Source organism: Mycobacterium intermedium (assembly GCF_002086275.1).
Lineage (GTDB): Bacteria > Actinomycetota > Actinomycetes > Mycobacteriales > Mycobacteriaceae > Mycobacterium > Mycobacterium intermedium.
This window is the reverse complement of the sequence record NZ_MVHT01000039.1, coordinates 15,592-41,812: the sequence shown is the minus strand read 5'-3', so window position 1 is coordinate 41,812 and position 26,221 is coordinate 15,592. Positions and strand designations below refer to the sequence as shown.

General features: G+C 65.9%; 23 protein-coding genes. 10 read left to right on the top strand and 13 right to left on the bottom strand.

The window, feature by feature from the left end:
* Positions 1–4: 4 nt before the first annotated feature.
* Complete coding sequence (gene lnt, locus BST27_RS15375; RefSeq protein WP_079220079.1) at positions 5–1,519, top strand: apolipoprotein N-acyltransferase; 1,515 nt, start codon at positions 5–7, stop codon at positions 1,517–1,519.
* 12 nt (positions 1,520–1,531) lie between these two features.
* A complete protein-coding gene (locus tag BST27_RS15370; protein WP_069421226.1) occupies positions 1,532–2,278 on the top strand; it encodes an SHOCT domain-containing protein in 747 nt (248 codons plus the stop codon).
* Between the two features lie 93 nt (positions 2,279–2,371).
* Here BST27_RS15370 and BST27_RS15365 read toward each other — a convergent pair whose 3' ends face one another.
* Positions 2,372–2,998 (bottom strand): MBL fold metallo-hydrolase, encoded by a 627-nt coding sequence (locus tag BST27_RS15365; protein ID WP_069421225.1) that lies wholly within the window; start codon positions 2,996–2,998, stop codon positions 2,372–2,374.
* Positions 2,998–4,083: an S-(hydroxymethyl)mycothiol dehydrogenase gene (locus BST27_RS15360; protein ID WP_069421224.1), complete on the bottom strand. Its 1,086-nt coding sequence runs from the start codon at positions 4,081–4,083 to the stop codon at positions 2,998–3,000. The genes BST27_RS15365 and BST27_RS15360 overlap by 1 nt, the downstream gene beginning before the upstream one ends.
* A 42-nt stretch (positions 4,084–4,125) precedes the next feature.
* Between BST27_RS15360 and BST27_RS15355 the strand changes: the two genes are divergently transcribed.
* The 3 genes from BST27_RS15355 (at position 4,126) to BST27_RS15345 (ending at position 6,703) form a co-directional block, all read left to right on the top strand.
* Entirely contained in the window at positions 4,126–5,187 is a 1,062-nt protein-coding gene (locus tag BST27_RS15355; RefSeq protein WP_069421223.1) for a class I SAM-dependent methyltransferase, read from the top strand.
* Positions 5,187–6,017: a serine hydrolase domain-containing protein gene (locus BST27_RS15350; RefSeq protein WP_069421222.1), complete on the top strand. Its 831-nt coding sequence runs from the start codon at positions 5,187–5,189 to the stop codon at positions 6,015–6,017. Before BST27_RS15355 ends, BST27_RS15350 begins: the two co-directional genes overlap by 1 nt.
* A 173-nt stretch (positions 6,018–6,190) precedes the next feature.
* Complete coding sequence (locus BST27_RS15345; RefSeq protein ID WP_069421221.1) at positions 6,191–6,703, top strand: DUF3145 domain-containing protein; 513 nt, start codon at positions 6,191–6,193, stop codon at positions 6,701–6,703.
* A 6-nt stretch (positions 6,704–6,709) separates the two neighbouring features.
* Here the strand turns inward: BST27_RS15345 and BST27_RS15340 are convergent, their stop codons facing one another.
* From BST27_RS15340 to BST27_RS15330, 3 genes are all read right to left on the bottom strand, one after another.
* On the bottom strand, positions 6,710–7,249 hold the full coding sequence (locus BST27_RS15340; RefSeq protein ID WP_139805173.1) for an Rv2253 family sensor-like surface protein: 540 nt from the start codon (positions 7,247–7,249) through the stop codon (positions 6,710–6,712).
* 90 nt (positions 7,250–7,339) lie between these two features.
* Positions 7,340–8,287: a diacylglycerol kinase gene (locus BST27_RS15335; RefSeq protein WP_069421220.1), complete on the bottom strand. Its 948-nt coding sequence runs from the start codon at positions 8,285–8,287 to the stop codon at positions 7,340–7,342.
* A complete protein-coding gene (locus BST27_RS15330; protein ID WP_139805174.1) occupies positions 8,284–9,864 on the bottom strand; it encodes an FAD-binding oxidoreductase in 1,581 nt (526 codons plus the stop codon). The genes BST27_RS15335 and BST27_RS15330 overlap by 4 nt, the downstream gene beginning before the upstream one ends.
* Positions 9,865–9,914: 50 nt before the next feature.
* Here BST27_RS15330 and BST27_RS15325 point away from each other — a divergent pair, with 50 nt between their 5' ends.
* The 4 genes from BST27_RS15325 to BST27_RS15310 all read left to right on the top strand — a co-directional run bounded on the left by BST27_RS15325 (position 9,915) and on the right by BST27_RS15310 (position 14,516).
* A complete protein-coding gene (locus BST27_RS15325) occupies positions 9,915–10,487 on the top strand; it encodes a TetR/AcrR family transcriptional regulator (RefSeq protein ID WP_069421245.1) in 573 nt (190 codons plus the stop codon).
* Positions 10,487–12,028, top strand: coding sequence for a glycerol-3-phosphate dehydrogenase/oxidase (locus tag BST27_RS15320; protein ID WP_139805172.1), 1,542 nt, complete (start codon positions 10,487–10,489; stop codon positions 12,026–12,028). Before BST27_RS15325 ends, BST27_RS15320 begins: the two co-directional genes overlap by 1 nt.
* 102 nt (positions 12,029–12,130) lie before the next feature.
* A complete protein-coding gene (locus BST27_RS15315) occupies positions 12,131–13,051 on the top strand; it encodes an aromatic alcohol reductase (RefSeq protein WP_069421218.1) in 921 nt (306 codons plus the stop codon).
* A 136-nt stretch (positions 13,052–13,187) separates the two neighbouring features.
* Positions 13,188–14,516 (top strand): MFS transporter, encoded by a 1,329-nt coding sequence (locus tag BST27_RS15310; protein ID WP_069421243.1) that lies wholly within the window; start codon positions 13,188–13,190, stop codon positions 14,514–14,516.
* 33 nt (positions 14,517–14,549) lie between these two features.
* Here BST27_RS15310 and BST27_RS15305 read toward each other — a convergent pair whose 3' ends face one another.
* The 8 genes from BST27_RS15305 to aceE form a co-directional block, all read right to left on the bottom strand.
* Positions 14,550–15,437, bottom strand: coding sequence for a hypothetical protein (locus BST27_RS15305; protein ID WP_069421217.1), 888 nt, complete (start codon positions 15,435–15,437; stop codon positions 14,550–14,552).
* Positions 15,438–15,561: 124 nt separating this feature from the next.
* Positions 15,562–16,983 (bottom strand): acyl-CoA carboxylase subunit beta, encoded by a 1,422-nt coding sequence (locus BST27_RS15300; RefSeq protein WP_069421216.1) that lies wholly within the window; start codon positions 16,981–16,983, stop codon positions 15,562–15,564.
* Positions 16,984–17,062: 79 nt separating this feature from the next.
* The gene (gene kasB, locus BST27_RS15295; protein WP_069421215.1) at positions 17,063–18,316 is read right to left on the bottom strand and encodes a 3-oxoacyl-ACP synthase KasB; all 1,254 of its coding nucleotides are present in this window, start codon (positions 18,314–18,316) and stop codon (positions 17,063–17,065) included.
* 26 nt (positions 18,317–18,342) lie between these two features.
* A complete protein-coding gene (gene kasA, locus BST27_RS15290) occupies positions 18,343–19,593 on the bottom strand; it encodes a 3-oxoacyl-ACP synthase KasA (protein ID WP_069421214.1) in 1,251 nt (416 codons plus the stop codon).
* Positions 19,590–19,937: a meromycolate extension acyl carrier protein AcpM gene (gene acpM / locus BST27_RS15285; RefSeq protein ID WP_069421213.1), complete on the bottom strand. Its 348-nt coding sequence runs from the start codon at positions 19,935–19,937 to the stop codon at positions 19,590–19,592. Before acpM ends, kasA begins: the two co-directional genes overlap by 4 nt.
* A gap of 71 nt (positions 19,938–20,008) precedes the next feature.
* On the bottom strand, positions 20,009–20,917 hold the full coding sequence (locus BST27_RS15280; RefSeq protein ID WP_069421212.1) for an ACP S-malonyltransferase: 909 nt from the start codon (positions 20,915–20,917) through the stop codon (positions 20,009–20,011).
* A gap of 140 nt (positions 20,918–21,057) precedes the next feature.
* On the bottom strand, positions 21,058–22,386 hold the full coding sequence (locus tag BST27_RS15275; protein WP_069421211.1) for a PucR family transcriptional regulator: 1,329 nt from the start codon (positions 22,384–22,386) through the stop codon (positions 21,058–21,060).
* A gap of 276 nt (positions 22,387–22,662) precedes the next feature.
* Positions 22,663–25,455, bottom strand: coding sequence for a pyruvate dehydrogenase (acetyl-transferring), homodimeric type (aceE, locus tag BST27_RS15270; RefSeq protein ID WP_069421210.1), 2,793 nt, complete (start codon positions 25,453–25,455; stop codon positions 22,663–22,665).
* Between the two features lie 160 nt (positions 25,456–25,615).
* On the opposite strand from aceE, the gene BST27_RS15265 reads away from it, so the two are divergent.
* A complete protein-coding gene (locus tag BST27_RS15265) occupies positions 25,616–26,218 on the top strand; it encodes a hypothetical protein (RefSeq protein WP_069421209.1) in 603 nt (200 codons plus the stop codon).
* The last annotated feature ends 3 nt before the right edge of the window (positions 26,219–26,221 follow it).

Genomic DNA, 26,221 nt, shown 5'->3' with positions numbered 1-26,221 from the left:
TGGCATGCGCGTCGGTTGGGAGACACTGCGACAGCGCCTCCCCGACCGGTTGCCGGGCTGGGCGGCGGCGTCGATATGCGGGACGTTACCGACACTCGCCTTCCCGGCCCCATCGTGGTGGTGGTTGGGCTGGGTGGGGCTGCTACCCCTGCTGATGGTGGTGCGGGCGGCGCCGTCGTCACGGGCGGGTGCCGTGCGGTGCTGGTGGGGGCTGGGCGCGTTCGTGGTGGTCAACCAGTACTGGCTGATGGGCAGCGTCGGCCCGTTCCTCTTGCTGCTGGGCTTCGGGCTGGGAGCGCTGTGGCTGCCGTGCGGTTGGGCCGCGCACCGGCTACTGGCGGCACCGGTGAGCATCGGCCGCACCGTGGCCGCCGTCGCGGTGGTGCCCAGCGCCTGGGTCTTGGCCGAGGCGGTGCGATCTCTGCCATCGTTGGGGGGACCCTGGGCGCCGTTGGGCGCGTCGCAATGGAACCAGCCCGTGACGCTGGCGTCGGCCGCCGTCGGGGGAGTGTGGCTGACGAGCTTTCTGCTGGCCGCGGCCAATACCGCTCTCGTCGGGATGATCCTGCACCGGCGCCCTGCCGTTCGACTGGTCATGGTCGGATGTGCGGCGGTGTGCGCGGCCGTCGGCCCGGCCTGGTACGTGGTGGCGCCGACGCCGGCACCCGGCCCGACCGTGCGCGTCGCATTGGTGCAGGTCGGCGACATCACCGATGCTTCGGCGCGTCAGCAGGCCGGCGAGGCGATCACTGCGACGTTGGTCGGTCAACGGGTGGACCTGGTGGTCTGGGGTGAAAGCAGCGTCGGGCTGGACCTGCTCGGCCACCCTGATGTGGTGGCCCGCCTGGCCGAGTTGTCCCGTCGGGTTGGTGCCGACCTGTTGGTCAACGTCGACGCCGCCGCGCCCGGCGGTGGCATCTATAAGTCGGCGGTGTTGCTCGACGCGGGTGGGGTGGCAGGCAGCTACCGCAAGACGCGGCTGGTGCCGTTCGGTGAGTATGTGCCGCTGCGGCCGCTGTTCGGCTGGATCACCCGACACAGCAAGGCGGCCGAGCAGGACCGGCAGCGTGGCACCGGGGAGGTGGTCTTGCACGTCGGCGAGTTCGCGGTCGGGCCGTTGGTCAGCTACGAGCTGACCTTCTCCGATCTGGCGCGGCGCGAGGCGCGGTTGGGGGCGCAACTGCTGGTGTATCAGAGTGCGACTTCCTCGTTTCAGGGGACTTGGGCGCAGCCGCAGTTGGCCGCCCACGCCGCGGTGCGGGCCGTCGAGGTGGGCCGCCCGGTGGCGCACGTGGGGTTGTCCGGTGACAGCTCGGCCTTCGATGCGCGCGGCCGGCTGTTGGCGTGGTGTGCTTCGGACTGGCGTGGCGTCACCGTCGTCAACGTCCCGGTTTCGGATGGGGTTTCAAGTGCTGACGTCACGCCGTACCAACGGTGGGGTGAGTGGGTGCCGATGACCGCGGTGGTGGTCTTGATTTGTTTTGCTGCGTGTGGGCTGTTCCTGCGTCGACCTGCGTGACACACTGCCTGGATGAGTAGCAGAGCAGTCGCCAAGATCTCGCTGACGCTGGCCATCGTAACGCTGGTGGTATCGGTGATCGGCTTCATCATCGCCTTGGTGGCCAACGCGTTCTTTCTCGACGACTTCGACGCCTACGGCGAGGTGGCGGTACCGGGTTCTGGCACAGTGCATCTGCCCGCCGGTGAAGTCAACGTCAGCCTGCACGCCCTGGTGGTTGGCGGCGGCGACGGGGGTTTACCCGTTCCGCCGCTCAGTCTCGAGATCACTCCACCCGCAAGTGCACCGAAAGTGGAGATCACCGAAAGTATCGGCTCCTCAACGACAGTCAACAACGACGCACACATCCGGGTCTTCAAAGTTCAGGTCTTCGAAGAGGGCGACTACCGGGTGACGACCGAGGGGCAGACCGGGGGATACATCAACCCGCGGCTGGCCTTCGGGCACTCGAGCTCCTACGGCTATCTGGTGTGGGTGTTCGTCGCGATGTTCGTCTTTGCGCTGGTCTTATTGGTGTTGTCGATCATGTGGCTGGCCCGGTCGCGGCGTCCGGTCACCGTGTCGCCGTATGGGTACGGCGGCGGCTATCCGCAATACCCGGGGACGTCGCCGGCGCCGCCGGCCGGGGCGTACGAGCCTACCGGCCAGAACATTCAGGCTGAACGGCTGAAAAACCTTGCAGCCCTGCGTAGTTCGGGTGCTCTGACCGAAGAGGAGTATCGTGCAGAGCAGCGCCGCATCCTCGACGAAGGCTATTGAGCCCAACCCTCGCCAGTTCCTCACGAGCGCGCGCATATGTACGCGACACGCCGGTGCCGGCTGGCATTTTGCGCACGCTCGCCGGGAGAACTTTCAGTGCCCGCGGGCTACCCACTCCTCGTAGTGGACGATCTCGTCGCCGACGGTCGTGCTGTCTCCGTGGCCGGTATGCACGATGGTCTCTCCGGGCAACTTGCCGAGTCGCTCTGAGATCGAGTGCAGGATCGTCGGAAAGTCCGAATAGGAGCGGCCCGTCGCGCCCGGTCCGCCGGAGAACAGGGTGTCGCCGCTGAACACGACCTTCAGCTCGGGGGCATACCAGCACACCGAACCCGGCGAGTGACCCGGCGTGTGCAGCGCCCGCAGCTCCGTCCCGGCCACCCGCAGCGTCTCCCCGTCGGCGACGGCACGAAAGTCCTTGTCGGGGTGACTCATCCGCCACAACACGTCATCACCAGGGTGCAGCAGTACCGGTGCGTCGAGCGTCGCACCGAGTTCTGGTGCCACCGTCACGTGGTCGTTGTGGCCGTGCGTGCACACCACCGCCACCACATTGCGGCCGCCCACCGCCTCGATGATGGGCTGGGCCGAGTGGGCGGCGTCGAACACCACGACCTCGGAGTCGTCGCCTACCAGCCAGATGTTGTTGTCGACTTCCCAACTGCCACCGTCGAGTTCGAAGGTGCCGTGGGTGACGACGCGATCGATGCGGGCGGCCACTACAGGATCACCACCGAGCGCAGCACCTTGCCCTCGTGCATCTTGTGGAATGCCTCTTCGATGTCGCCGAGGCCGATCCGTTCCGAGACGAACTTGTCCAACGGGAGCCGACCCTGCAGGTGCAGGTCGATCAGGGTGGGGAAGTCGCGCTCAGGCAGGCAATCGCCGTACCAGGAGGACTTGAGCGAGCCACCGCGGGAGAAGAAGTCCACCAGCGGCATCTCCAAGCGCATGTCGGGCGTCGGAACACCCACCAGCACAACGGTTCCGGCGAGGTCGCGGGCGTAGAAGGCCTGCTTCCACGTCTCGGGCCGACCGACGGCGTCGATCACCACGTCGGCGCCGAAACCGTCGGTGAGGTCCTGGATGGTCTCGACGACGTCGAGTTCGCGGGCGTTGATGGTGTGGGTGGCGCCGAACTTGCGGGCCCAGTCGAGCTTGGTGTTGTCGGTGTCGACGGCGATGATCTTCTTCGCGCCGACCAGCCTGGCGCCGGCAATGGCGGCGTCGCCAACCCCGCCGCAGCCGATCACCGCCACGGTGTCGTCGCGGGTGACGCCGCCGGTGTTGATCGCCGCGCCGATGCCGGCCATGACGCCGCAACCCAGCAGCCCGGCGACGGCCGGGTCGGCCTCGTCGTTGACCTTGGTGCACTGACCCGCGGCCACCAGCGTCTTGTCGGCGAAGGCGCCGATGCCCAGGGCGGGCGTGAGTTCGGTGCCGTCGGTCAGCGTCATCTTCTGTTCCGCGTTGAAGGTGCTGAAGCACAGGCTCGGTCGGCCGCGCTTGCAGGCGCGGCATTGGCCGCACACTGCGCGCCAGTTGAGGATGACGAAGTCGCCCGGTTCCACGCTGGTGACGTCGGGGCCGACGGCTTCGACTCGGCCCGCGGCCTCATGGCCCAGCAGGAAGGGGTACTCGTCGTTGATGCCGCCCTCGCGATAGGTCAGGTCCGTATGACAGACGCCGCACGCAATGATGTCGACGACCGCCTCGCCGGGTCCCGGGTCCGGTATGACGATGTCCACCAGCTCGACGGGTTCGCCCTTTTTCCGTGAAATCACACCGCGCACTGTCTGACTCATGGCGTCTAACTTACGGTGTGAAGCAGAGACGAGGAGCGGCGCATGTCTACAACATCCGAGACTGTCGAGGATTTCAGCGAACGAATAGTCGGCGCTATCGACAACGCCAGTCTGGCGCTGTTGCTCAGCGTCGGGCATCAAACCGGCCTCCTGGATGCGATGGCAGAGCTGCCGCCTTCCACCAGCGCCCAAATCGCCGCTGCCACCGACCTCAACGAGCGCTATGTCCGGGAATGGCTGGGCGGCATGACCGCTGGGCGCGTTGTCGAATACGACCCCGAGGCCGCCACCTACTCGTTGCCCCCTCACCGCGCCGCGGTGCTGACCCGGGCTGCCGGGCCCGACAACCTCGCGGCGATAGCGCAATTCATGCCGCTGCTCGGCGACGTCGAACAAAAGATCATCGGCTGCTTCCGAGCCGGAGGCGGACTGCCCTATAGCGAATACCCACGCTTTCACAAGCTGATGGCGGAGACGAGCGGCGCGGTATTTGACGCCGCGCTGATCGATGTCGTGTTGCCGTTGGTCGACGGACTCGTCGAGCGGCTGCGGTCCGGCGTCGAGGTGGCCGACTTCGGCTGCGGCAGTGGTCATGCCGTGAACCTGATGGCGCGTACGTTCCCCGCCAGCCGGTTCACCGGCATCGACTTCTCCGATGAGGCGATCGCGGCGGGCATCGCCGAGGCCGAGCGCATGGGTCTGACCAACGCGACCTTCGAAAGCCATGACTTGCCGCAACTCGACAAGGTCGAGGCCTACGACGTCATCACGGTGTTCGACGCCATCCACGACCAGGCGAAGCCGGCCCGCGTGCTGGAGAACATCCACCGCGCCCTGCGCCCCGGCGGCGTGTTCTTGATGGCCGACACGAAGGCGTCGAGCCGCGTCGAGGAGAACGTCGGGGTGCCGTTGAGCACCTACCTCTACACCGTCTCGATGATGCACTGCATGACGGTGTCACTGGCGGCGGGCGGTGCCGGACTGGGTGCGGCGTGGGGCCGACAGCTGGCCGAGAAGATGCTGGCGGACGCCGGTTTCGACGACGTGTTGGTGGCCGAAGCCGAGCAGGATCCGATCAACTACTACTACATCGCGCGCAAGTGATGGCGGCTTCAGACGCGCTAGCCGCGCTCGACGACTGGCCAGTGTCGAATGCCGCCGCCGCGGTGGTCGGACCCGCAGGGGTGTTGGCCACTCATGGCGAGACCGAGCGGGTGTTCGCGCTGGCTTCGGTGACCAAGCCGCTGGTGGCCCGCGCGGCGCAGATCGCGATCGAGGAGGGCGCGGTCGACCTCGACACCGCGGCCGGCCCGCCCGGGGCCACCGTCCGCCACCTCCTGGCGCACGCTTCGGGGCTGGCCATGCAGTCCAATCAGGTGCTGGCCGAGCCCGGTACCCGCCGGATTTATTCCAACTACGGGTTCACCGTGCTGGCCGAGACCCTGCAGGGTGAGTCAGCGATCGAATTCGCCGACTATCTGACCGAAGCCGTCTTCGAGCCGCTGGGCATGACGGCCACCAAGTTGGAGGGCGGCACGGCGGCGGCCGGGTTTGGGGTGTCGTCGACGGTCGCCGACCTTGCCGCCTTCGCCGGCGACCTGCTTCGCCCCTCGACGGTCTCGGAGCAGATGCACGCCGACGCGACGGCCGTACAGTTCCCCGGACTGGACGGGGTGCTGCCCGGGTACGGGGTGCAGCGGCCCAACGACTGGGGGCTGGGTTTCGAGATCCGGGACCGCAAGTCCCCGCATTGGACCGGCTCGCGCAACTCGGCGCGCACGTACGGCCATTTCGGGCAGGCAGGCGGGTTTATCTGGGTAGATCCCGAGGTGGACCTGGCGTTGGTGGTACTCACCGACCGGGCTTTCGGCGAGTGGGCGCTGGATCTGTGGCCTGCGGTTTCCGACGCTGTGCTGGCCGAGCACGTGCGATAACACGCACCAACAAGCAACCGACAAGCAAAAGGAAAACTGCACACTAGCGCAACAGGGGTCCCACAGGGCACAATAGACACGCACGACACAAAAAAATTGACGCAGGCAATTGCTCGTCGGATTCACCAGGTCGTTGGGGAAGACGTCCCTCGTGGAGCCGAAGGAGCAACAAGATGCATGCGTCGAATCAGTTCGCCGACGTGACGACCGGTGTGGTTTACATCCATGCCTCGCCCGCGGCGGTTTGCCCGCATGTCGAGTGGGCGTTGTCGTCGACCCTGCAGGCAACTGCGAACTTGGTCTGGACACCGCAGCCGGCCATGCCGGGGCAGTTGCGCGCCGTCACCAACTGGGTGGGTCCGGTCGGGACCGGCGCCCGGCTGGCGAACGCGCTGCGCTCCTGGTCGGTGCTGCGGTTCGAAGTCACCGAGGACCCCAGCCCCGGTGTCGACGGCCAGCGGTTCAGCCACACCCCGCAGCTCGGCTTGTGGAGCGGGGCGATGAGCGCCAACGGCGACATCATGGTGGGCGAGATGCGGTTGCGGGCGATGATGGCTCAAGGCGCCGACACCCTTGCCGCCGAGCTCGATTCGGTGCTGGGAACGGCGTGGGACGAGGCGCTCGAGGTGTACCGCGACGGCGGCGACGCGGGTGAGGTGACCTGGCTGAGCCGAGGCGTCGGCTGAGCCGCGTTAAGTAACCGGCGGCGTGGCCGGTTTCGCCGAGACCGGCATGTCGACGTTGCCCTTGCAGGCACCACTGAGGATGTCGGTGTGGAAGGCACCGGTGAGGATTCCGTACTCACCCGGTGTGTAGACGGTGATCGATTCCGCCGGGTCGTATTCGATCGTGCCGTCGGGAAGCAAGCAGTCCCATTTCCACGCGAATTGCCGGACCCATTGAGCACCGTTCCAGATGAATTCGATGGTCCGGGGCATGGTGTCGTTCTTCGGCGGGGCCGGGTTGTTCACCGTGGCGACGCACAGGCCCGCCGCGCAGGTGGAGCTGATCGAAGCCATTGTCCGATGGGCGAACTCGTTCTGACCGGCGGCGATGCTGGTGCCGGTCTTGGCGTTCGCGCCGAGCGTCATGATGAACTCGCCGTTCCAAGCCGCGACCTCACTGGCGTGCGCCGCGGGAGCGCCAAACAGCAAGGCGCCGAGGGACGCTGCCGCTGTTGCGGCGGCGGTTGCTGCGGTTGCGACGAATCCGGTGTTGCCCGACCGCGCCATGTGCCCTCCCCATCCTGACCCGAACACGCGGGTATCCAGCGGTTTGGAAGAGATTTCGCGTTCGGGCCGTCGCCCGTTACATGCTCAGGTTCAGGATCGCTTGGGCCGCAGTATTTGCAGCGCTGCCGGGACCACGGAGATCTCGGCGGGCAGCGGACACGCGTAATCCCCGTCGGCGTAGACGTTGATGCCGGGGCACTCGACGTGGATGGACTTGGCTCGCGCGGTGGTCACTTCGTCCAACTCGACATGGGCGCCCTTCATGAGGGTGGGGAAGAAGCGGATCAGCTTCGTCCGGGATCCGGCAGCGACCATGGTGATGTCGAGCAGTCCGTCGGTGGGATCGGCGTTCGGGCAGATCAGCAGCCCGCCGCCGTAGCTGCGGGTGTTGCCGAACGCCGTCAGCGTCAGGTCGGCCTCGATCTCCCGATCGCCGTCGAGCACCAACCGGAACGGCAACGCGCGGAACTGGGACAGCTCGGCGAACATGGCGACGTAGTAACGCAACCGTCCGTGCGGCCACGTCATCCGATTCGCGCGATCGGTGACCAGGGAATCGAAACCGGTTGCCGCCACGGTGCCGAACCACTTGGTGACTCCATTGCTGTCCCGAATTTGGCCCAGGTCAATGGTTTCCGTATACCCGTCCACGACGACGTCGGCTGCGGCGTCGGGATCGTGGGTAGGGATGCCGAAAGCGCGAGCGTGATCGTTGCCGGTGCCCGCGGGGATGATGCCCAGCGGAACATCGGTGCCCGCAAGCACTTGCAGTGCGTTGGTGATGACACCGTCGCCGCCGGTGACGACGACAGCGTCGGTGCCCTTCTCGACCGCCGCGGCCAGCAGATAGCGGGCGTCTTCGGCATTTTCACCGATGATCTCTATGACTTCCACGCCCCGATGCTGCAACCGGGCAATCGCATGCTGGGATGCCTGCACCGCGGCGCCGTGCCCCGACAGGGGATTGGTCAGCGCGGTGACCTTGGCGATCTCACGCCGGCTTAGTTGCCCGGGGTTCGCCGGGCTGTCCGAGGTCACGGAATCAGTTTGCCGGGGTTGAGAATTCCGGCGGGGTCCAGGGTCGCCTTGACCGCCTTCAGCACTTGCACGCCCAACTCGCCCACCTCGTCGCGCATCCAGGCACGGTGGTCGGCGCCGACCGCGTGGTGGTGGGTGATCGTTCCGCCGTTGGCGATGATGGCATCGCACGCCGCCCGTTTGGCTGCCCACCACTGCTCGAGCGGATTGCCGCGCTGCCCGGCGACCACGGTGAAGTAGAGCGAGGCGCCGGTCGGGTAGACGTGCGAGATGTGGCACATCACCAGGGCCGGAGTGCCCGAGGCGGCCAGTGAAGTGGTAAGTGCCTCGGTGACAGCCGTTTTCAGCGTGCCGAGGTTAGACCAGTTGGTGGCGGTCTCCAGCGTTTCGCACAGCGCGCCCGCAGCCAGCAGCGAGTCGCGCAGATAAGGCGCGCTGAACCTGCCGTGCTCCCAGGTCCGGGCCGGGCCTTCGCCCAACGATGTGCCGCCGTGGGCTTCGAGCACCGCGCGCGTCTCGGCGTGCCGGCTCTCGGCGTGTTCCTTGGTGCCCTCGAACAACGTCAGGCCCAAACACCCACCGGTGAACTGGTTTTCGCCGATCGTCTCGTGGGTGGCCAGGTTGACTCCGCTCTCGGCCTCGTCGGAAAGCCGGACGACGGTGGGTCCGGTGCCGATTTGCGTGATGGCGCGCAGTGCCGCGGCGCCGGTGGCGAAGTCGGGAAATGACCACGCTTCATATCGGGTGGTCTCCGGTTTCCGGTGCACGCGCAGCCGCACTTTGGTGATGACGCCCAGCACGCCTTCCGAGCCGATGGCCAGCTGTCGTAGGTCGGGTCCGGCGGCCGACGCCGCGACCCGCCCGAGATCCCACACGCCCACCGGGGTGATTAGCCGCAACCCGAGGATCATGTCGTTGAAGCGGCCGTAGCCGGCCGAGTCCTGGCCGGACGAGCGAGTGGCGGCGAAGCCCCCGATGGTGGCGTACTCGAAGCTCTGCGGGAAGTGCCCGAGGGAGAAACCGTGCTCGCCGAGCAGGCGTTCGGCATCGGGGCCGGTGACGCCGGCCCCCAACTCGGCGATGCCGGATTCCTCGTCGAGCGAGTGCAACTCGTTGAAGCGGCGCAAATCGAGTGAGATCACCGCGCTGAAGTCGGCGCGCACCGGGTCGAGCCCTCCGGTGACGTTGGTACCGCCGCCGAACGGGACGATGGCGATGCCGTGCTCGGAGCAGTACCGCAGGATTTCGCTGACGGTGTCGTCATCGCCCGGCAGCAGTACCGCGTCGGGCGCGTCCTGGACGCCGGGGTCCTTGCGGCGCAACAGATCCGGGGTGGACTTGCCGCCGGCGTGTAGCAGCCGGTCGCGGTCGGCCGTCCGGAAGTATTCGGCACCGACGATCTTGGCCAGTGCGTCGGAGTGTTCTTGGCTCAACGAGGACGGACGCACCTTGACCTGGTCGGGTTCGAGTTCCGGCTTTTCGGAGTCGTCCAGTCCCACCGCCTGCTTCAGCAAAGCCCGGATGCCGTCGGAAAGTGGCTTGGCCGCGGCGGGATCTCCCCACGCGTTCCATTTCATGGGGGGAAGGAGTTGCTCCGATGTCTGCGTCATGCGTTACAGTATTACACATGCTGTCAATCGGTAACGATCCCAATGTGGACATCGGGGATCGCATACTGGCGGCGGCGGCGAGTTGCGTGAAGGATTACGGCGCCGATCGGGTGACGCTGGCCGAGATCGCCCGGCGCGCCGGCGTGAGTCGCCCGACCGTCTACCGGCGTTGGCCGGATACGAACTCGATCATGTCGACGCTGCTGACCAACCACGTCACCGACGCCATGCGGGAGGTGCCGTTCGACGGCAACGACCGCGAGTCCCTGGTGAAGCAGGTGGTCGCGGTGGCCGACCGATTGCGCCGCGACGAACTGATCATGTCGGTGATGCATTCCGAACTGGCCCGGGTGTATATCACCGAGCGCTTGGGCTCCAGCCAGCTGTTCCTGATAGAGGGGCTGGCGACCCGTCTGGAAATGGCGCAACGCGAGGGCAGCGTGCGTCCCGGCGACCCCCGCCAACTCGCGACGATGATCCTGCTGATCGCGCAGTCCACCATTCAATCCGCCGACATCGTCAAGCCGGTCCTCGACGACGACGCCCTTGCCACCCAACTCACCTACGCACTGAACGGATACCTGGCCTGATGGAGAACTCGAGCGCCCTCAATGCCGCACGCCGCACCGCGGACCTCACCGCACTCGCCGACGGCGAGCCGCTGGACGTTCTCGTCATCGGGGGTGGCATCACCGGGGTGGGTATCGCCCTGGATGCGGCTTCGCGCGGACTGCGAACGGCGCTGGTGGAAAAGCAGGATCTGGCCTTCGGTACCAGTCGATGGAGTTCGAAGTTGGTGCACGGCGGGTTGCGCTATCTGGCCAGCGGCAATATCGGCATTGCCCGGCGCAGTGCCATCGAACGCGGAATCCTGATGCGATACAACGCCCCTCATCTCGTGCATGCCATGCCGCAGCTGGTGCCGTTGCTGCCGTCGATGAACCACCTGAAGCGTGCGCTGGTGCGCGGTGGTTTCTTGGCCGGCGACGCCTTGCGGGTGCTGGCGGGAACGCCGTCCTCGATACTGCCGCGATCGCGCCGGATTTCGGCGCACCGCGTCGTGGAGCTGGCGCCGACCGTTCAGCAAGAGGGGCTGTCCGGTGGATTCCTCAACTATGACGGGCAATTGATCGACGACGCCCGATTGGTGACGGCGGTGGCACGCACCGCGGCCCAACACGGCGCCCGGATCCTGACTTATGTGGCCGCGTCCGACGCCACCGGAACATCGGTGCGGCTGACCGACCAGCGCACGGGGCAGTCGTTCGATGTGTCGGCGCGCGCCGTGATCAACGCGGCGGGGGTGTGGGCCGGTGACATTGACAGCTCGTTGAAGTTACGGCCAAGCCGCGGAACACATCTCGTCTTCGACGCGGCTGCCTTTGGCAATCCGACTGCGGCATTGACCATTCCGATTCCCGGTGAACTGAACCGGTTCGTGTTCGCCATGCCCGAGCAACTGGGCCGAATCTATCTGGGGCTGACCGACGAGGACGCGCCGGGCCCGATTCCCGATGTGCCAGAGCCCTCTTCGGAAGAGATCTCGTTCCTGTTGGACACGGTGAACACCGCGTTGGGGACGACGGTCACTTCCTCGGATGTGATCGGCTCGTACGCCGGGTTGCGACCGTTGATCGACACCGGCGGTGGTCGTACCGCGGACGTCTCGCGCGACCACGCCGTCTTCGAGTCACCGTCCGGCGTGATCAGTGTCGTTGGAGGCAAGCTGACCGAATACCGTTACATGGCAGAGGATGTGCTGAACCGGGCGATCGTGCTGCGGCAGCTGCAGGCCGGTGAATGTCGTACCCGTCGGCTGCCGTTGATCGGCGCCCAGGCCAATCCGGGACCGGCCGCCGGGCCCGTCGGGCGCCTGCCGGATTCTTTGGTGGCTCGATTCGGGGCTGAGGCGGCTCATGTCGTCAAGGCCGCCACATGTGAGCGGCCCAAAGATCCGGTAGCCGAGGGTATCGACGTGACGCGGGCCGAATTCGAGTACGCGGTGACGCATGAGGGTGCGTTGAGTGTCGACGACATCCTCGATCGCCGGACGCGCATCGGCCTGGTTCCGCGCGACCGCGAGCGCGTGGTGGCTGTGGCCCAGGAATTCGTCAGCTCGTTTGTGGCCTGAGTGGCTGGTGCCGAGCAGACGTGAAGTTGTACGTTTCGGGCGCGAAACGTACAACTTCACGTCTCCTCGCCGGGGTGCCGGGGGCGTACGAGGAGAGCCAAAATGTTTAGCGTGACCCCATCTACCCGATTCCTGGTGATCGGCGCCGGCGAGCTCGGCCGGGCCATGATCACCGCCCTAACCGACCACATCGCCGCTCACCACCTCGACGACACCGTGACGGTTCTGCTGCGACCACCCAGCGAGGGCCGGCCGCATCGGCTCGACGGGCTCACCGCCGCGCCAGTGGCCGTCGTCCACGCCGACATCGCGTCGGCCTCACCTTCGGACCTGGCCGCGCTCTTCAGCAACTACGACACCGTGATCAGCTGCCTGGGGTTCGCGGCGGGACGAGGCACTCAACGCAAGCTGACTTCCGCCGCCCTGGCCGCCGGCGTGAAGCGTTACCTGCCATGGCAATTCGGCGCCGACTACGACCTCATCGGACGCGGCAGCCCGCAAGACCTCTTCGACGAACAACTCGACGTCCGCGACCTGCTGCGCGCCCAACACCAAACCAACTGGATCATCGTCTCCGCCGGCATGTTCACCAGCTTTGTGTTCGAACCCGATTTCGGCGTGGTGGACACCGCCAGCCGCACCGTACGGGCGCTCGGCAGCTGGGACACCGAAGTCACCCTCACCACCGCGGAAGACATCGCGAAGTTGACCACCGCCGTGCTCTACACACAACCGCCCATCGTCAACGACGTCGTCTACATCGCCGGCGACACCATCACCTACCGCGACCTCGCCGACATTGTGGACCGCACCCTGCACACGCAGGTTTCCCGGATCGAACTCTCCGTCCAACAGCTCCACGACGAGCTCGCCGCCGATCCCACCGACACCATGAAGAAATACCGGGCCGTCTTCGGCGAAGGCGTGGGAGTCGCCTGGCCCAAGGCGCAGTCGTTCAACGCCAGAAACAACATTCCCACCACCACCGCCGAGCAGTGGGCCCGACAACACCTCACCTCATGAGCGTCGGACCGGCCCGCTGGGGGTGATCGCGGTGGGAGTGGGCTAGCCCGACGGCTATCGTCGCGGTGTGTCGATGAAATCGCGCTCCCAGCAGAAGTGGGCGCGCGAGGAGATCACGGTGACCGATCGAAGTGCGATGTCGCGAGCGATCACGGGTACCGCGATCGGAAACGTCATGGAGTGGTTTGACTTCGGGGTCTACGGCTACATCGCCACCACGATTGCGCAGGTGTTTTATCCCGGCAACAGCGTCAGCGCCGTCCACCTCATTGCCACTTTTGGCACCCTGGCGGCGGCCTTTGTGGTGCGCCCGCTGGGTGGCATGATCTTCGGCCCGCTGGGCGACCGCATCGGTCGTAAGCGGGTGCTGGTGATGACGATCCTGATGATGACGTTCGGTACGACGATGAGCGGCCTCCTGCCCGGCTACAGCGCGATCGGCATCTGGGCGCCGATCCTGCTCGTCGTCGCCCGCGTCTTCCAAGGCCTGTCGACCGGGGGCGAGTTCGTCGGAGCGATGACGTACCTGGTTGAGACGGCACCGGACCGTAAGCGCGGCATGCTGGTCGGGTTTCTGCCGTTGGGCAATCTGATCGGCTTTGTGGCCGCCGGATTCCTGGTGACCGGGCTGCAGGCGTGGCTGCCGAACGATGCGTGGTTGGCGTGGGGCTGGCGAGTTCCGTTGCTGCTGGCGGCGCCGCTGGGTTTGATCGCGCTCTACATGCGTCTGCGGCTGGGCGAGTCGCCGGCGTTCACGCAAGCGCACCAGGACACCGAGGCCGAGGAAGGCGGGCGGGACCGATTCCGGCACACGGTCGTCGAGCAGTGGCGGCCGATGCTGATTTGCGCCGCCTTGGTGCTCACGTCTCAGGTCGCCGATTTCATGGTCACCGGCTACCTGCCGACATACCTGAAAACTATTGTGCACGTGGCTGAAACGCCTGCACTGGTGATGATCGTTGCCACCTTGGCCGTGTTGATGGCGACGGTCGTGTTCGTTGCGAAACTGTCCGATCGGATCGGCGTCAAACCGATCATGCGAACCGGCTGTGGACTGCTGATCGTCGCGTCGATTCCGGCGTTCCTGTTGATGCGCTTCGGCGGCGGTTATCCGGTGATCTTCATCGGTGTGTTGCTGATCGGACTGATGGAACTGTGCTTCGACAGCACGACGCCCTCGGCGTTGCCGGCACTGTTTCCCACCAGGGTTCGCTACGGCGCGTTGGCGATCTCGTACAACTTGTCGATATCGACCGTCGGGGGTGTCACCCCGCTGATCGCCCAAGCGTTGATCTCGGCCACCGGCAACGAGATGGTGCCGGCCTACATGCTGATGTTCGCCGGGGTGGTGGGCGTGGTCACGCTGGTGTTCACCCCGGAGGTCGCCGGCAGGCCGCTACCGGGGTCGGGTCCTGCCGTCGAGACCGAGGAGGAGGCCCGAGCGCTGGCCTGCGACAGCGGCTAGCTTCGTCTGCTCGCGGGGGAGGGCTCGCGGGGGTTAACTGGCTTGCCGCGCGCGGCGTAGGTGACCGTTGAGTCTTTCCGCGAGCCTTGCCGGTTGGCGCCTCACATCCTTCGCCACAATCGGGACGATCGTCCACCCGACCTCTTGAATGCCGCCCCAGCGTGACTTGTCTCGTAGCATGTCGGTTACCCCGGAATGCCACTCGAAGCTTTCGTACTCAGCGACTACGCGGGCTTCGGGCCACGCGAAGTCGACGCGCCACACCTCCCCGTTTGCGCCGTAGATCGGGTATTGGAGTTCGGGACGCGGCAAGCCATAGTCGATCATCACCAGCCGGGCTTCGCTCTCCATGGGCGACTCCGCCCGCCCGTCGGCCAAGGGCAGGAGTTCCCGGACTGCGACAATGCCGCGCCGGCCCCGCTGCTCGTCGACGGCCACCTCAATCTCGTTGCGGCTGCACTGCATCGAATGCAGCGCAGCGTCCAGTGTTGCGAGGGCTCGCGGACGACTCAGTTGTCTGGCCACCTCCACCGCTGTCCAGGCCGGTGCGGTCGAGAGACGTCCCGACACCCTCTGTAGCCGGGCGCCCGTACGTTGGTGAACCATCAAACCCACTGTGGGGCGCATCCGTACGCCAGGGTCGAGAACGTGCACCGCGGTGGTGTCCTCGGTGTCGAATCCATACAACGCGGCGGCGGTGCCCAGGCATGCGACGGCAGGCTGCCCGATCAGAATGTCGAGTGCGGCCAAGCGTCCCAACAGATTCGGTTGCTCAGCCGTGTAGACGCCGCGCCATACGCGAACTAGCCCACCGTTTTTCACTTGGACGTCGAGCTGCACGCGGCTCATGACTGTCAGCAGTTGCCGGGTCGTGGCGAAGCCACCGGATTCCGCTATGAGCCTTGACGCGTCAGGATGCACCGCCAGAGCATCGACAATGGGCGCTCGAGCGGCGAGTCACCCCTGGGGATAAGTGGTGAGCAGACGCGAACTTGTACGTTTCGGGCTCGAAACGTACAAGTTCGCGTCTGCTCGCGGGGAAAGGTTACAGGGGGATGTTCTTGTGGCGGCCGCGGCGGGCGGGGGCCTGCGCGAGCGCCTCGGTCAGCTTGCTGCGGGTGTGGGCGGGGTTGATTTTCTCGTCGACCACACCGATCTCGATGGCGCTGTCCACACCACCGGCGATCTTCTCGTGCTCGGCGGCCAGCTGGTCGTGCAGCGCCTCACGCTCATGCTCCGGAGCAGCGGCCAGCTTCTTCTTGTGCAAGATGCCGACGGCCGCCTTGGCGCCCATCACCGCGACCTCGGCGTCCGGCCACGCGAACACCTTGGTCGCGTTGAGCGACCGGGAGTTCATCGCAATGTAGGCCCCGCCGTAGGTCTTTCGGGTGACCAGGGTGACGCGCGGGACGGTGCATTCGCCGAACGCGTGCAGCAGTTTGGCGCCGCGGCGCACCACGCCACCCCACTCCTGGTCAACACCCGGCAGATACCCGGGAACGTCGACAACAACCACCAACGGGATGCCGAAGGCGTCGCACAGCCGCACGAAACGTGCTGCCTTCTCAGCGCTTTCGGAGTTCAAGCAGCCGCCCAGTCGCAGCGGGTTGTTGGCCAGCACGCCGACGGTGCGACCCGACAACCGGCCCAGGCCGACCACCATCGACGGCGCCCAGTTGGCCTGGAACTCGTCGAACGGCGTGTCCGAGTCGAGGATCGCTGACACGATCGGATGCACGTCGTAGGCGCGCCGAGGTGACTCGGGAAGCAGCGCGTGGATGTCGGTGTCACCGGCTTCGGCCTTGGTGCGGTCGAAATGTCCTTGCTGGCAGAACAATCCGACCAGCCGGCGACCACGCTCGTAGGCGTCGAGTTCGTCGTCGGCGACGATGTGGCACACCCCGGACTTCTTGTGGTGGGTTTCCGGACCACCGAGAGACGCCATGTCGACGTCCTCGCCGGTGACACTGCGGACCACGTCGGGGCCGGTGACGAAGACCCGGCTTTCCGGCGCCATCACGACGACATCGGTCAGCGCGGGCCCGTAGGCGGCGCCGCCGGCCGCGAAGCCGACGACCACCGAGATCTGCGGAATGTAGCCCGAGGCGCGAATCATGGCCTCGAACACCGTGCCGACCGCATGCAGCGCCCGCACACCCTCGGCCAGTCGGGCACCGCCGGAGTGCCAGATGCCCACGATGGGGCACTGCTCTTCGATGGCGGTGTCGTAAGCGTTGACGATGTGCTGGCAGCCCTCGGTGCCCATGGCACCGCCCATCACGGTTCCGTCGGTGCAGAACGCGATGGTGCGTACACCGTTCACGGTGCCGGCCGCGGCCAGGACACCGGAACGGTCACGCTCGTGGAGCAACTCAACGCTGCCGTCGTCGAGGAAATTGCTGAGACGCAGCAGTGGATCGCGGGGGTCGAGCGACTCGTTAACCGCCTCGGGGGCCATGATTGTCATCGCAGGTCTCCTGTAGTTCCGTGTTGCTCTGGGTTGATCCGACGATCCTCGACGATCCTTGGGTTTCTCTTGCGTTTTCCTAGTAGCGCCCAAACGCGATGGCGACGTTGTGTCCGCCGAACCCGAACGAGTTGTTGATCGCGTAGTTGTAGGTGCCAGGCCGCGGCTTTCCGGCCACCACGTCCAGATCGATCTCCGGGTCGAGGTTGACCAAGTTCAGCGTTGGCGGGACCACCTGATCCCGCAGCGCCAGCACCGTCAGGATGGACTCCACCGCTCCGACCGCACCCACCGAGTGGCCGAGCGCTGACTTAGGTGCATACACCGCAGGCTTGTGGCCCTTCAAGGCGTTGTTGATCGCCCGGCCTTCGGCCACGTCACCAACCTGAGTGCCGGTGGCGTGGGCGTTGACGTGGTCGATGTCTTGCGGAGTGAGCCCAGCGAGCTGAATCGCACGCGTCATCGCATGCCCCGCACGCTCACCATTGGGATCCGGTGCCACCATGTGGAAACCGTCCGAAGTGATGCTGGCGCCCATGATTCGCGCCAGGATGTTGGCGCCACGGGCCTTGGCGTGCTCCTCGGTCTCGATCACCATCAACGCGGCCGCCTCGCCGAACACGAAGCCGTCACGATCCTTGTCGAACGGGCGACAGGCACCCGCCGGGTCGTCGTTGTTGGTGGACATCACGATGCGCATGTTCGCGAAGCCGGCGATCGGCACCGCTTCGATGCGGGTTTCCACGCCACCGCAGATCGCGATGTCGGCCTCGCCGAGCACGATCTGCTGCCACGCCCGGGCAATACCCTCCGACCCGGACGCGCACGCCGACACCGGCGTCATCACCCCGGCCTTGGCGTGGCGTTCCAGCCCGACGGCAGCCGCAGCGCCGTTGGGCATGTACTTCTGCACGGCCAGCGGCGAAACCGCCCGGAAGCCCTTCATCCGCATCTCGTCGTACCCGAAAACGAGCTCTTCTGCCGAGCCCAACCCGGTGCCGATCGACACCGCCAGGCGGGTGGTGTCCACCTCCGGCGTTCCGGCGTTCTCCCATACCCGTCGGCCCATGACCGTCGACATTCTCTGCAGGTAGGACATGCGACGCAGTTCAACCCGCGTGAGTTGGCTGTCGAACTCTTCCAACAGGTGCCCGCCGATGCGCACGGGCAGGTCGAACTCCTCAACGAAGGGATCGTCGAGTGTGCGGATGCCACTTTGGCCATCCAGCAACAACTTCCAGGTGTTTTCCACGTCGGTAGCCAACGCGGTCGTCATGGCAACGCCGGTGACGACCACGTTGGGCAACGCTTTCCCGGTAACCAGTTCGGTCATAGGTTTACCGAAGTTTCCTCTCGTACTTAGTAACGCCCAAACGCGAGCGAAACATTGTGACCGCCGAACCCGAACGAGTTGTTGATCGCGTATCGGTAGTCGCCGTGGCGGGGTTCGCCGGCGACGACATCGAGGTCGATCTCGGGGTCGGGAGTCTCATAGTTCAACGTGGGCGGTATGACGCCGTCCCGAAGGCTCAATACCGTGAGTACTGACTCGAGTGCCCCGACGGCGCCGATGGAGTGACCCAGCGACGACTTCGGTGCGTATACAGCGGCATGCTGGCAACCGGCGGCCCGGATCGCGTTTGCCTCCGCGGCGTCGCCGATCGGCGTTGCGGTTCCGTGTGCGTTGATCAGGTCGACGTCCTTGGCCGACAAACCGGCCAATTCCAGCGAGCGCGTCATTGCGCGGCCGGCGCGGACACCGTCCGCCGCGGGCGCCACCATGTGGAAAGCGTCCGAGGTTATGCCAGCACCCATCAGGCGTGCCAGTGGCTTGGCGCCGCGGGCCTTGGCGTGCTCCTCGGTCTCGATGAGCATGAGCGCCCCGGCCTCGCCGAACACGAATCCGTCCCGATCCTTGTCGAAGGGACGCGACGCACGCTCGGGTTCGTCGTTGCGCGTCGACATGGCCCGCATCATCGAGAACGCCGCGATGGGCAGCGCTTCGATGGGACCCTCGACACCGCCACAGACGGCGACGTCAGCGTCGCCCATGACGATCTGACGCCACGCGTGAGCGATGGCCTCCGAGCCCGACGAGCAGGCCGACACCGGAGTGATGACACCCGCACGGGCTCCCAGTTGCAAGCCGACCACGGCGGCAGCGCCGTTAGGCATGATCATCTGAACGGCGAGCGGGGACACCTTGCGGGGCCCGCCCTCATTCATGAGGTCGTAGCTCTCAACGATCCGCTCGGCACCACCCAGGCCGGTACCGACCACGACGCTGAACCGATCGGGGTCGACCTCCGGAGTGCCCGCAGTTTCCCAAAGGTTCTGGCTCAGGAACTTGGCCATGCGCTGGACGTACGACATGCGGCGCATGTCGAGCCTGCCCATGTGGATGTCGACCGACTCCTTGAGGTGGCCACCAATCCTGACGGGAAGGTCCCACTTAGTGACGAAGTCGTCTTCAAGGACGTGAATGCCGCTTTCGCCAGCTAGTAGAGCCTTCCACGTGCTTTCGATGTCAGGCGCGAGCGATGTCGTCGCTGTGACGGCGGTTACCACAACATTGGGGTAACCGCCATTAGCAGTGGAAGGCTTGGTCACTTGCTTTCTGCTTCCAGCCTCGCCTTGACGTTGGCGACGGCCTCGGGGTTCTCGGTCTCGAGCTTGGCCCGCAGCGCCTCGGCGGCCTCGGGGTTCTCTTCCTCGAGCTTCTGGATGTAGGCGACGACGTCACCGACGGTGCGCAGACCGGCGAGGTCCTCGTCCGGGATCTTCACGCCGTACTTGTCTTCGGTCTGCACAGCGATCTCAACCATCGACAACGAGTCGATGTCCAGGTCGTCGACGAACGACTTCTCCGGGGTGACCTCGGAGGGCTCGATACCGGTGACCTCTTCGATGATTTCGGCAATACCGGCGATGATTTCTTCCTGAGATACGGCCACGACTTGCTTCCCTTCGTAATGTGTTGTGTGTAAATCGATATGACGTGCTTGGTGGTTCGGTCGAGCGACAGTTACAGGTTCGCCAACTCGTCCAGATCTGCGGGCGACTTGACGGCGCGCGTCGGAACCCCCCGAAGTTCTCGTTTGGCGATACCGGTGAGCGTGCCCGCTGGGGGGAACTCCACGATCGCCTCGACACCCTGCTCACGCAAGGTAGCGGTGCACAAGTCCCAGCGCACCGGCCGGGTGAGTTGTGCGACCAGCGTCTCCATCGCCGCGGCCGCCGAAGTCACCGGCTTGCCGTCGCGGTTGGACAGCAACGTGGCGGTGGGCTCGGCGACGGTGATGCGCTGCGCCGCGGCCGCAAACCCGTCCAGAGCCGATGCCATGAACTCGGTGTGGAATGCGCCGGCAACACCCAGCGCACGGACCCGGGCCTTGGCCGGTGGGTCCTCGGCGAGCTTCTCCAGTGCGGTCAACCGACCGGCGGCGACGATCTGGCCGGCGGCGTTGCGGTTGGCGGGCACCAGGTCGAGCTGCTCGAGGCGGGTCAGCACCTCGGCCTCGTCGCCGCCGAGCACCGCGGACATGCCGGTCGGCTCGCTGGCGCAGGCCTTGGCCATCTCCGCGCCGCGGGTGGCGGCCAGCGCTACCGCGTCGTCGGCGGCCATCACACCGGCGATCGCATAGGCAGCGATCTCGCCGACCGAGTGACCAGCCACGATGAAGTCCCGTCCACTGAGGAGCCCGCGGCTTGTCAGTTCCCGATGAGCCAGCAACGTGGCGGCAACGATGAGGGGCTGGGCGATCGCGGTGTCGGTGATTTCCTCGATCGGTGCGGTGGTGCCCAGTCGCGCCAGGTCAAGACCGCTGGCATTCGACCATGCAGCAATCTGGTCCGCCGCGCCGGGCAGTTCCAGCCACGGCGACAGCATTCCTTCGCTCTGGGAGCCCTGTCCGGGCGCAAGAAATGCAATCACGTGTCTAAGAGAACACTGTGAAGAGGGTTTTGCGGGGTGTATCAGATTATGAACCTCGTCTTAGGTTTTTGTAGATACCCTACAAAATAGCCTCGTAAGCTACATGTTTGAGATCCGGGCGCGATGTGAGGCGTATGTCACTATCTGCCAGACGGGCTCACCGTACCCCCTCTGACCGGCGGCGGAGCGGCCGAGACCGGATTGTTATTGACGTTGGCGTTTTGCGTTGGGTAGTTGAGCTGCCCGACGGTCGACGCCACACGCAGGACATACGCATCGCGCGGCAGGGTGGGATCGCGGCCGGTGAAGTCGGTGATCCGCTTGAGTCGGTAGCGCACCGTGTTTGGATGAACGAACAACTTCCTGGCACAAGCCTCAATAGCGCCGCCACAATCCAGATAAACGTCGAGCGTTTCGATGAGCGTCGGTCCGGCGTCGGCCAGCGGCCGCATGACATCCGTGTGAAGTGCCACGATCGCCGAGGCGTCACCCATCAGAGCGCGTTCCGGCAATAGTTCACGGGCCAGGACGGGACGCGGGGCGCCGCGCCAGCCGGCAACGGCGTTCATTCCTGAGATCGCTTCGCTGGCGCTGTGATACGCGGCCGTCAGCATGGGCGCGGTCGGTCCGATCACCACGGGGCCGTCGGCAAAGGCGTCGAGCAGTTCTTTGGAGAACTTGTCAGTCAGTGACATCGGGCCGGACACGATGGCCACCAACCACGTGCCGTGGACGTCGGTCAACGCCTGTCGGCCGTGTCGCAGGGCGATATCGCGCACGGTTTGGCTGGCCCGCCCGCTGCCGCTCTGCGCGTCCGACCCGTCGCGTCCGGGCGCCGGGATGCCGACGACGACCGTCGCCGGGGCGGTCGTGTCCCAGTTCAATGCGGCTGCGCGGGAAAGCAGTTCGGGCCCGGTGTCACCGCGGACCACCGCGTCGACGACGCTCGCCTCCATCCGACTGTCCCAGGTGCCGCGTGCTTCGGCGGCGTCGGCGTAGGCGGTGGCGGCGGTGAATGCCAGGTCGCGGCTGTACTTCAAAATGCCCACGGTCAACGCGGTCAATTGCTCTTCGGAGCGGGCCAGCAACGGCACCACTTCTTCGAAGAATTCCATCGTGACCCGCACCATTTCCACGGTGTTGCGCAGGGCGATGCGCCGCGTCAGGTCCTGGGGTACCAGTTCGAATGCCTTGGCCGTGTAGCTGACGTTGCTGTGCGGGTCGTGCATCCACTCGACGAAGTTGACGACGGCCGTCTGCACGACGAGGGCGACGCTGGCGCGTTGCGAGGCCTCCAATTCGGCGAAGAACGGCAACCTTTCCTGCATTGCCGAGACCGCCTCGGTGGCCAGTCGACCGGAGTAGTTCTTCAATCTGCGCAGCAGCGACTCGGGCACCGCGTCGAGCAGTTCGAGGGGGGATTTGAGAGACCCAGGCCGCGCAGGTTGGCCGAAGTTATTGTCGCTCACTCCTAAAATCTACGCCTCTTTTATGGCAGTTTCCGCTAACTCAGCGGGGGATAGGGCGCCTCGCTGCCCGCCGAGCGTCACGTTGGCGTGGCGCTGGGCGGTGAGAGCCACTCTGGCGTGACGTTCGGCGACGGGTGGGGCGCCGCTGGCGCCGCTGGGACCCGACGCGCGCCTGGGCCCGCCGAGCGTCACGTTGGCGTGGCGCTGGGCGGTGAGAGCCACGCTGGTGTGACGTTCGGCGACGAGTGGGGCGCCGCTGATGCGGCTATCGGCTGGTTACGTCGCGGTGCCGGCGTCTTCGGCCTGCCCCGAAGTGGCCTGCACGTCGTCGATCTTGTACCGCCGCGCGGCCTCGACGGCCGCCGACTGGTCGATTTCGCCGTCGCGGGCCAGCGCCGCGAGCACCGCGACCACCTGCGATTCGGCGTCGGTGTTGAAGTAGCGACGAGCCGCGGGCCGGGTGTCGGAGAAGCCGAACCCGTCGGTGCCCAGCGTGACGTAGGTACCGGGTACCCAGGGCCGGATCTGCTCGGGGACCGCCCGCATCCAGTCCGACACGGCGACGACCGGCCCGGTGGTGTCGGCGAGCACCTTCGTCACATACGCCTCACCGGCCGGCTGGTCGGGGTGGCGCAGCCGTTCGCGCTCCACCGCAACGCCGTCGCGGTTGAGTTCGCTCCAACTGGTCACCGACCACACGTCGGCGGCCACATCCCAGTCCTCGGCCAGCATGTCGGCGGCCTTGAGCGCCGACGGCATCGACACCCCGGAGGCCAGCAGCTGTGCTGTCTTGGAGCGCTTTTCCGGTGCGGCCCGGTAGCGGTAGATGCCGCGCAGCACCCCTTCGGGGTCGAAGTTCTCCGGTTCGGGCGGCTGCGGGTAGGGCTCGTTGTAGATGGTCAGGTAGAAGAACACGTTCTCCGGGTTCTCCCCGAACATCCGGGCCAGCCCGCTTTCGATGATGTAGGCGATCTCGTAGGCGTACGCGGGGTCATAGGACACCACCGCCGGGTTGGTGGCCGCCAGCAGCAGCGAGTGGCCGTCGGCGTGCTGCAGGCCCTCACCGGTCAGCGTGGTGCGGCCCGCGGTGGCCCCCAGCACGAAGCCGCGCGCCATCTGGTCGGCCGCGGCCCAGAAGCCATCGCCGGTGCGCTGGAAGCCGAACATCGAATAGAAGATGTAGATCGGGATCATCGGCTCGTCGTGCGTTGCATACGACGTGCCGGCGGCGATGAAGGAGCCCACCGAGCCGGCTTCGTTGATGCCCTCGTGCAGGATCTGGCCGATTTCGCTTTCCTTGTAGGCGAGCATCAGCTCGGCGTCGACAGCGGTGTACAGCTGCCCGTTGCGGTTGTAGATCTTCAGCGAGGGGAACCAGGAGTCCATGCCGAAGGTGCGCGCCTCGTCCGGAATGATCGGGACGATTCGCTTGCCGATCTCTTTGTCCCGCAACAGTTCTTTGAAGGTACGCACGACCGCCATGGTGGTGGCGACCGCTTGGTTGCCGGACCCTTTCTTCAGCGCTTTGTAGGCGTCGCGGCCGGGCAGCGCCAGCGCTTTGGTCGTCGTTCGGCGCTCGGGGACGAAGCCGCCCAGCGCGCGGCGCCGGTCGAGCATGTAGCGGATCTCGGGAGCGTCGGGACCGGGGTGGTAGTACGGCGGCAGGTAGGGGTCTTCCTCCAGTTGCGCGTCGCTGACCGGAATCCGCATCGCGTCGCGGAAGTGCTTAAGGTCTTCCAGCGCAAGCTTTTTCATTTGGTGGGTGGCGTTGCGGCCCTGGAAGTGCGCGCCCAGTGAGTAGCCCTTGATGGTCTTGGCCAGGATCACCGTGGGCTGTCCCTTGTGGGCCAGGGCGGCGTGGTAGGCCGCATAGACCTTGCGATAGTCGTGCCCGCCGCGCTTGAGATTCCAGATCTCGGAGTCGGTCATGTCCTTGACCAGTGCCTTGGTCCGCGGGTCCCGTCCGAAGAAGTGGTCGCGCACGTAGGCGCCGTCGTTGGCTTTGTAGGTCTGGTAGTCGCCGTCCGGCGTGGTGTTCATCAGGTTCACCAGGGCGCCGTCGCGGTCGGCGTGCAACAGCGCGTCCCATTCGCGCCCCCACACCACCTTGATGACGTTCCACCCCGCGCCGCGGAAGAACGACTCGAGTTCCTGGATGATCTTGCCGTTGCCGCGCACCGGGCCGTCGAGGCGCTGCAAATTGCAGTTGATGACGAAGGTCAGGTTGTCCAGACCCTCCAACGCGCCGATGTGGGCAAGCCCGCGACTTTCCGGCTCGTCCATCTCGCCGTCGCCGAGGAAGCACCACACGTGCTGGTCGGAGGTGTCCTTGATGCCCCGGTCATGCAGATAGTGGTTGAACCGGGCCTGGTAGATGGCGTTGAGCGGGCCCAGACCCATCGACACCGTGGGGAACTCCCAGAAATCGGGCATGAGCCTGGGGTGCGGGTAGGAAGGCAGCCCGCCGCCGGAGTGGCTGTGCTCCTGACGGAAGCCGTCGAGCCGTTCCGCGGTCAAGCGCCCCTCGAGGAAGGCGCGCGCGTAGATGCCCGGTGATGCGTGACCCTGGATGAAAACCTGGTCCCCGCCTCCGGGATGCGACTTACCCCGGAAGAAGTGGTTGAAGCCGACCTCGTAGAGCGCCGCCGACGACGCGTAGGTCGAGATGTGGCCGCCTACGCCCACACCCGGGCGCTGTGCGCGGTGCACCATGATCGCGGCGTTCCACCGGATCCAGGTGCGGTAGCGACGTTCGACATCCTCGTCCCCGGGGAACCATGGCTCCAGTTCGGTGGGGATGGTGTTGACGTAGTCGGTCGACGTCAGCGCCGGGATGGAGACCCGCTGCTCACCGGCTCGCTCCAGGAGTCGCAGCATCAGGTAGCGGGCCCGTGCCGGCCCCGAACGGGCCAGCAATTCGTCAAACGACTCCAACCACTCCGACGTCTCCTCGGGGTCGATGTCGGGCAGATAGGAGGCAACTCCTTCGCGGATGACACGGACCCGGTCGGGTTCGCTTGTGCTGCTTGAATTCTTGGCCAGATCTTGGCGAGCGAACTCGGTGGTCAACTTCCGCTCCTCAGTCGGCGGGGTGCTGTTTGGGGGCAACTCGAGTGATCCACCCCCTATCGTGCCGCACTGGCGTCCGATGCGGATAGTTGCGGTCCGCGGTTGCTTCTGGTGTGCGTGGGGATTGTGTTGCTGACGGGAACCGGTAACGTTTCTAGCCGTGCTCATCGGATGGCGTGCCGTCCCTCGCACGCACGGGGGGTTTTCTCCCTTTCGTGACCGTCGGCGAGGTGCCCTGGCGCTTGGCTCTGTAGCTGCTGTGCTGCTGGGGATCGTGGGGTGTACCAAGGTCACCGAAGGTACGGCCGCGCCCGATACCGCTGTGGCGCCGGCCTACCGCTCGTCGGTGTCGGCGTCGGTGTCCGCGTCGATCGCGACGTCCAGCGTCCGGGAGTCACAGCGGCAGGTGTCTTTGACGACCAAGGCGATCCACAATTCCTGTGACACGCTCGCCACCACCAGCAACGAGGCGATCGACAAGGTCAACGCCTTCGTCGAGGCGTTCAACTCGAACCGCAACACCGGCCCCACTGAGGGACCGGCCATCGAAGCGTCGAACAACAGCGCCACGGCCGTGACGAACAGCATCACCGATGCGATAGGCCCCGAGTTGCGCAATGCGCTCAACGCCTACAGTGACGCTTCGCGGGCAGTCGCGAACGCCATCGCGACCCACGCGGCAACGGGCGAGTTCAACCGGCGGGTCAATCAACTCAACGACGCCAGGTCAAAGGCGATCAAATTGTGCAAGACGTACTACTAAGAC

Bases quoted from the DNA above. Each gene is read 5' to 3' on its own strand.
- lnt (WP_079220079.1), top strand. From the start codon at position 5: ATGCGCGTCGGTTGGGAGACACTGCGACAGCGCCTCCCCGACCGGTTG.
- BST27_RS15370 (WP_069421226.1), top strand. From the start codon at position 1,532: ATGAGTAGCAGAGCAGTCGCCAAGATCTCGCTGACGCTGGCCATCGTA.
- BST27_RS15360 (WP_069421224.1), bottom strand. From the start codon at position 4,083: ATGAGTCAGACAGTGCGCGGTGTGATTTCACGGAAAAAGGGCGAACCC.
- BST27_RS15355 (WP_069421223.1), top strand. From the start codon at position 4,126: ATGTCTACAACATCCGAGACTGTCGAGGATTTCAGCGAACGAATAGTC.
- BST27_RS15350 (WP_069421222.1), top strand. From the start codon at position 5,187: ATGGCGGCTTCAGACGCGCTAGCCGCGCTCGACGACTGGCCAGTGTCG.
- BST27_RS15345 (WP_069421221.1), top strand. From the start codon at position 6,191: ATGCATGCGTCGAATCAGTTCGCCGACGTGACGACCGGTGTGGTTTAC.
- BST27_RS15340 (WP_139805173.1), bottom strand. From the start codon at position 7,249: ATGGCGCGGTCGGGCAACACCGGATTCGTCGCAACCGCAGCAACCGCC.
- BST27_RS15330 (WP_139805174.1), bottom strand. From the start codon at position 9,864: ATGAAATGGAACGCGTGGGGAGATCCCGCCGCGGCCAAGCCACTTTCC.
- BST27_RS15325 (WP_069421245.1), top strand. From the start codon at position 9,915: ATGCTGTCAATCGGTAACGATCCCAATGTGGACATCGGGGATCGCATA.
- BST27_RS15320 (WP_139805172.1), top strand. From the start codon at position 10,487: ATGGAGAACTCGAGCGCCCTCAATGCCGCACGCCGCACCGCGGACCTC.
- BST27_RS15315 (WP_069421218.1), top strand. From the start codon at position 12,131: ATGTTTAGCGTGACCCCATCTACCCGATTCCTGGTGATCGGCGCCGGC.
- BST27_RS15310 (WP_069421243.1), top strand. From the start codon at position 13,188: ATGTCGCGAGCGATCACGGGTACCGCGATCGGAAACGTCATGGAGTGG.
- BST27_RS15300 (WP_069421216.1), bottom strand. From the start codon at position 16,983: ATGACAATCATGGCCCCCGAGGCGGTTAACGAGTCGCTCGACCCCCGC.
- kasB (WP_069421215.1), bottom strand. From the start codon at position 18,316: ATGACCGAACTGGTTACCGGGAAAGCGTTGCCCAACGTGGTCGTCACC.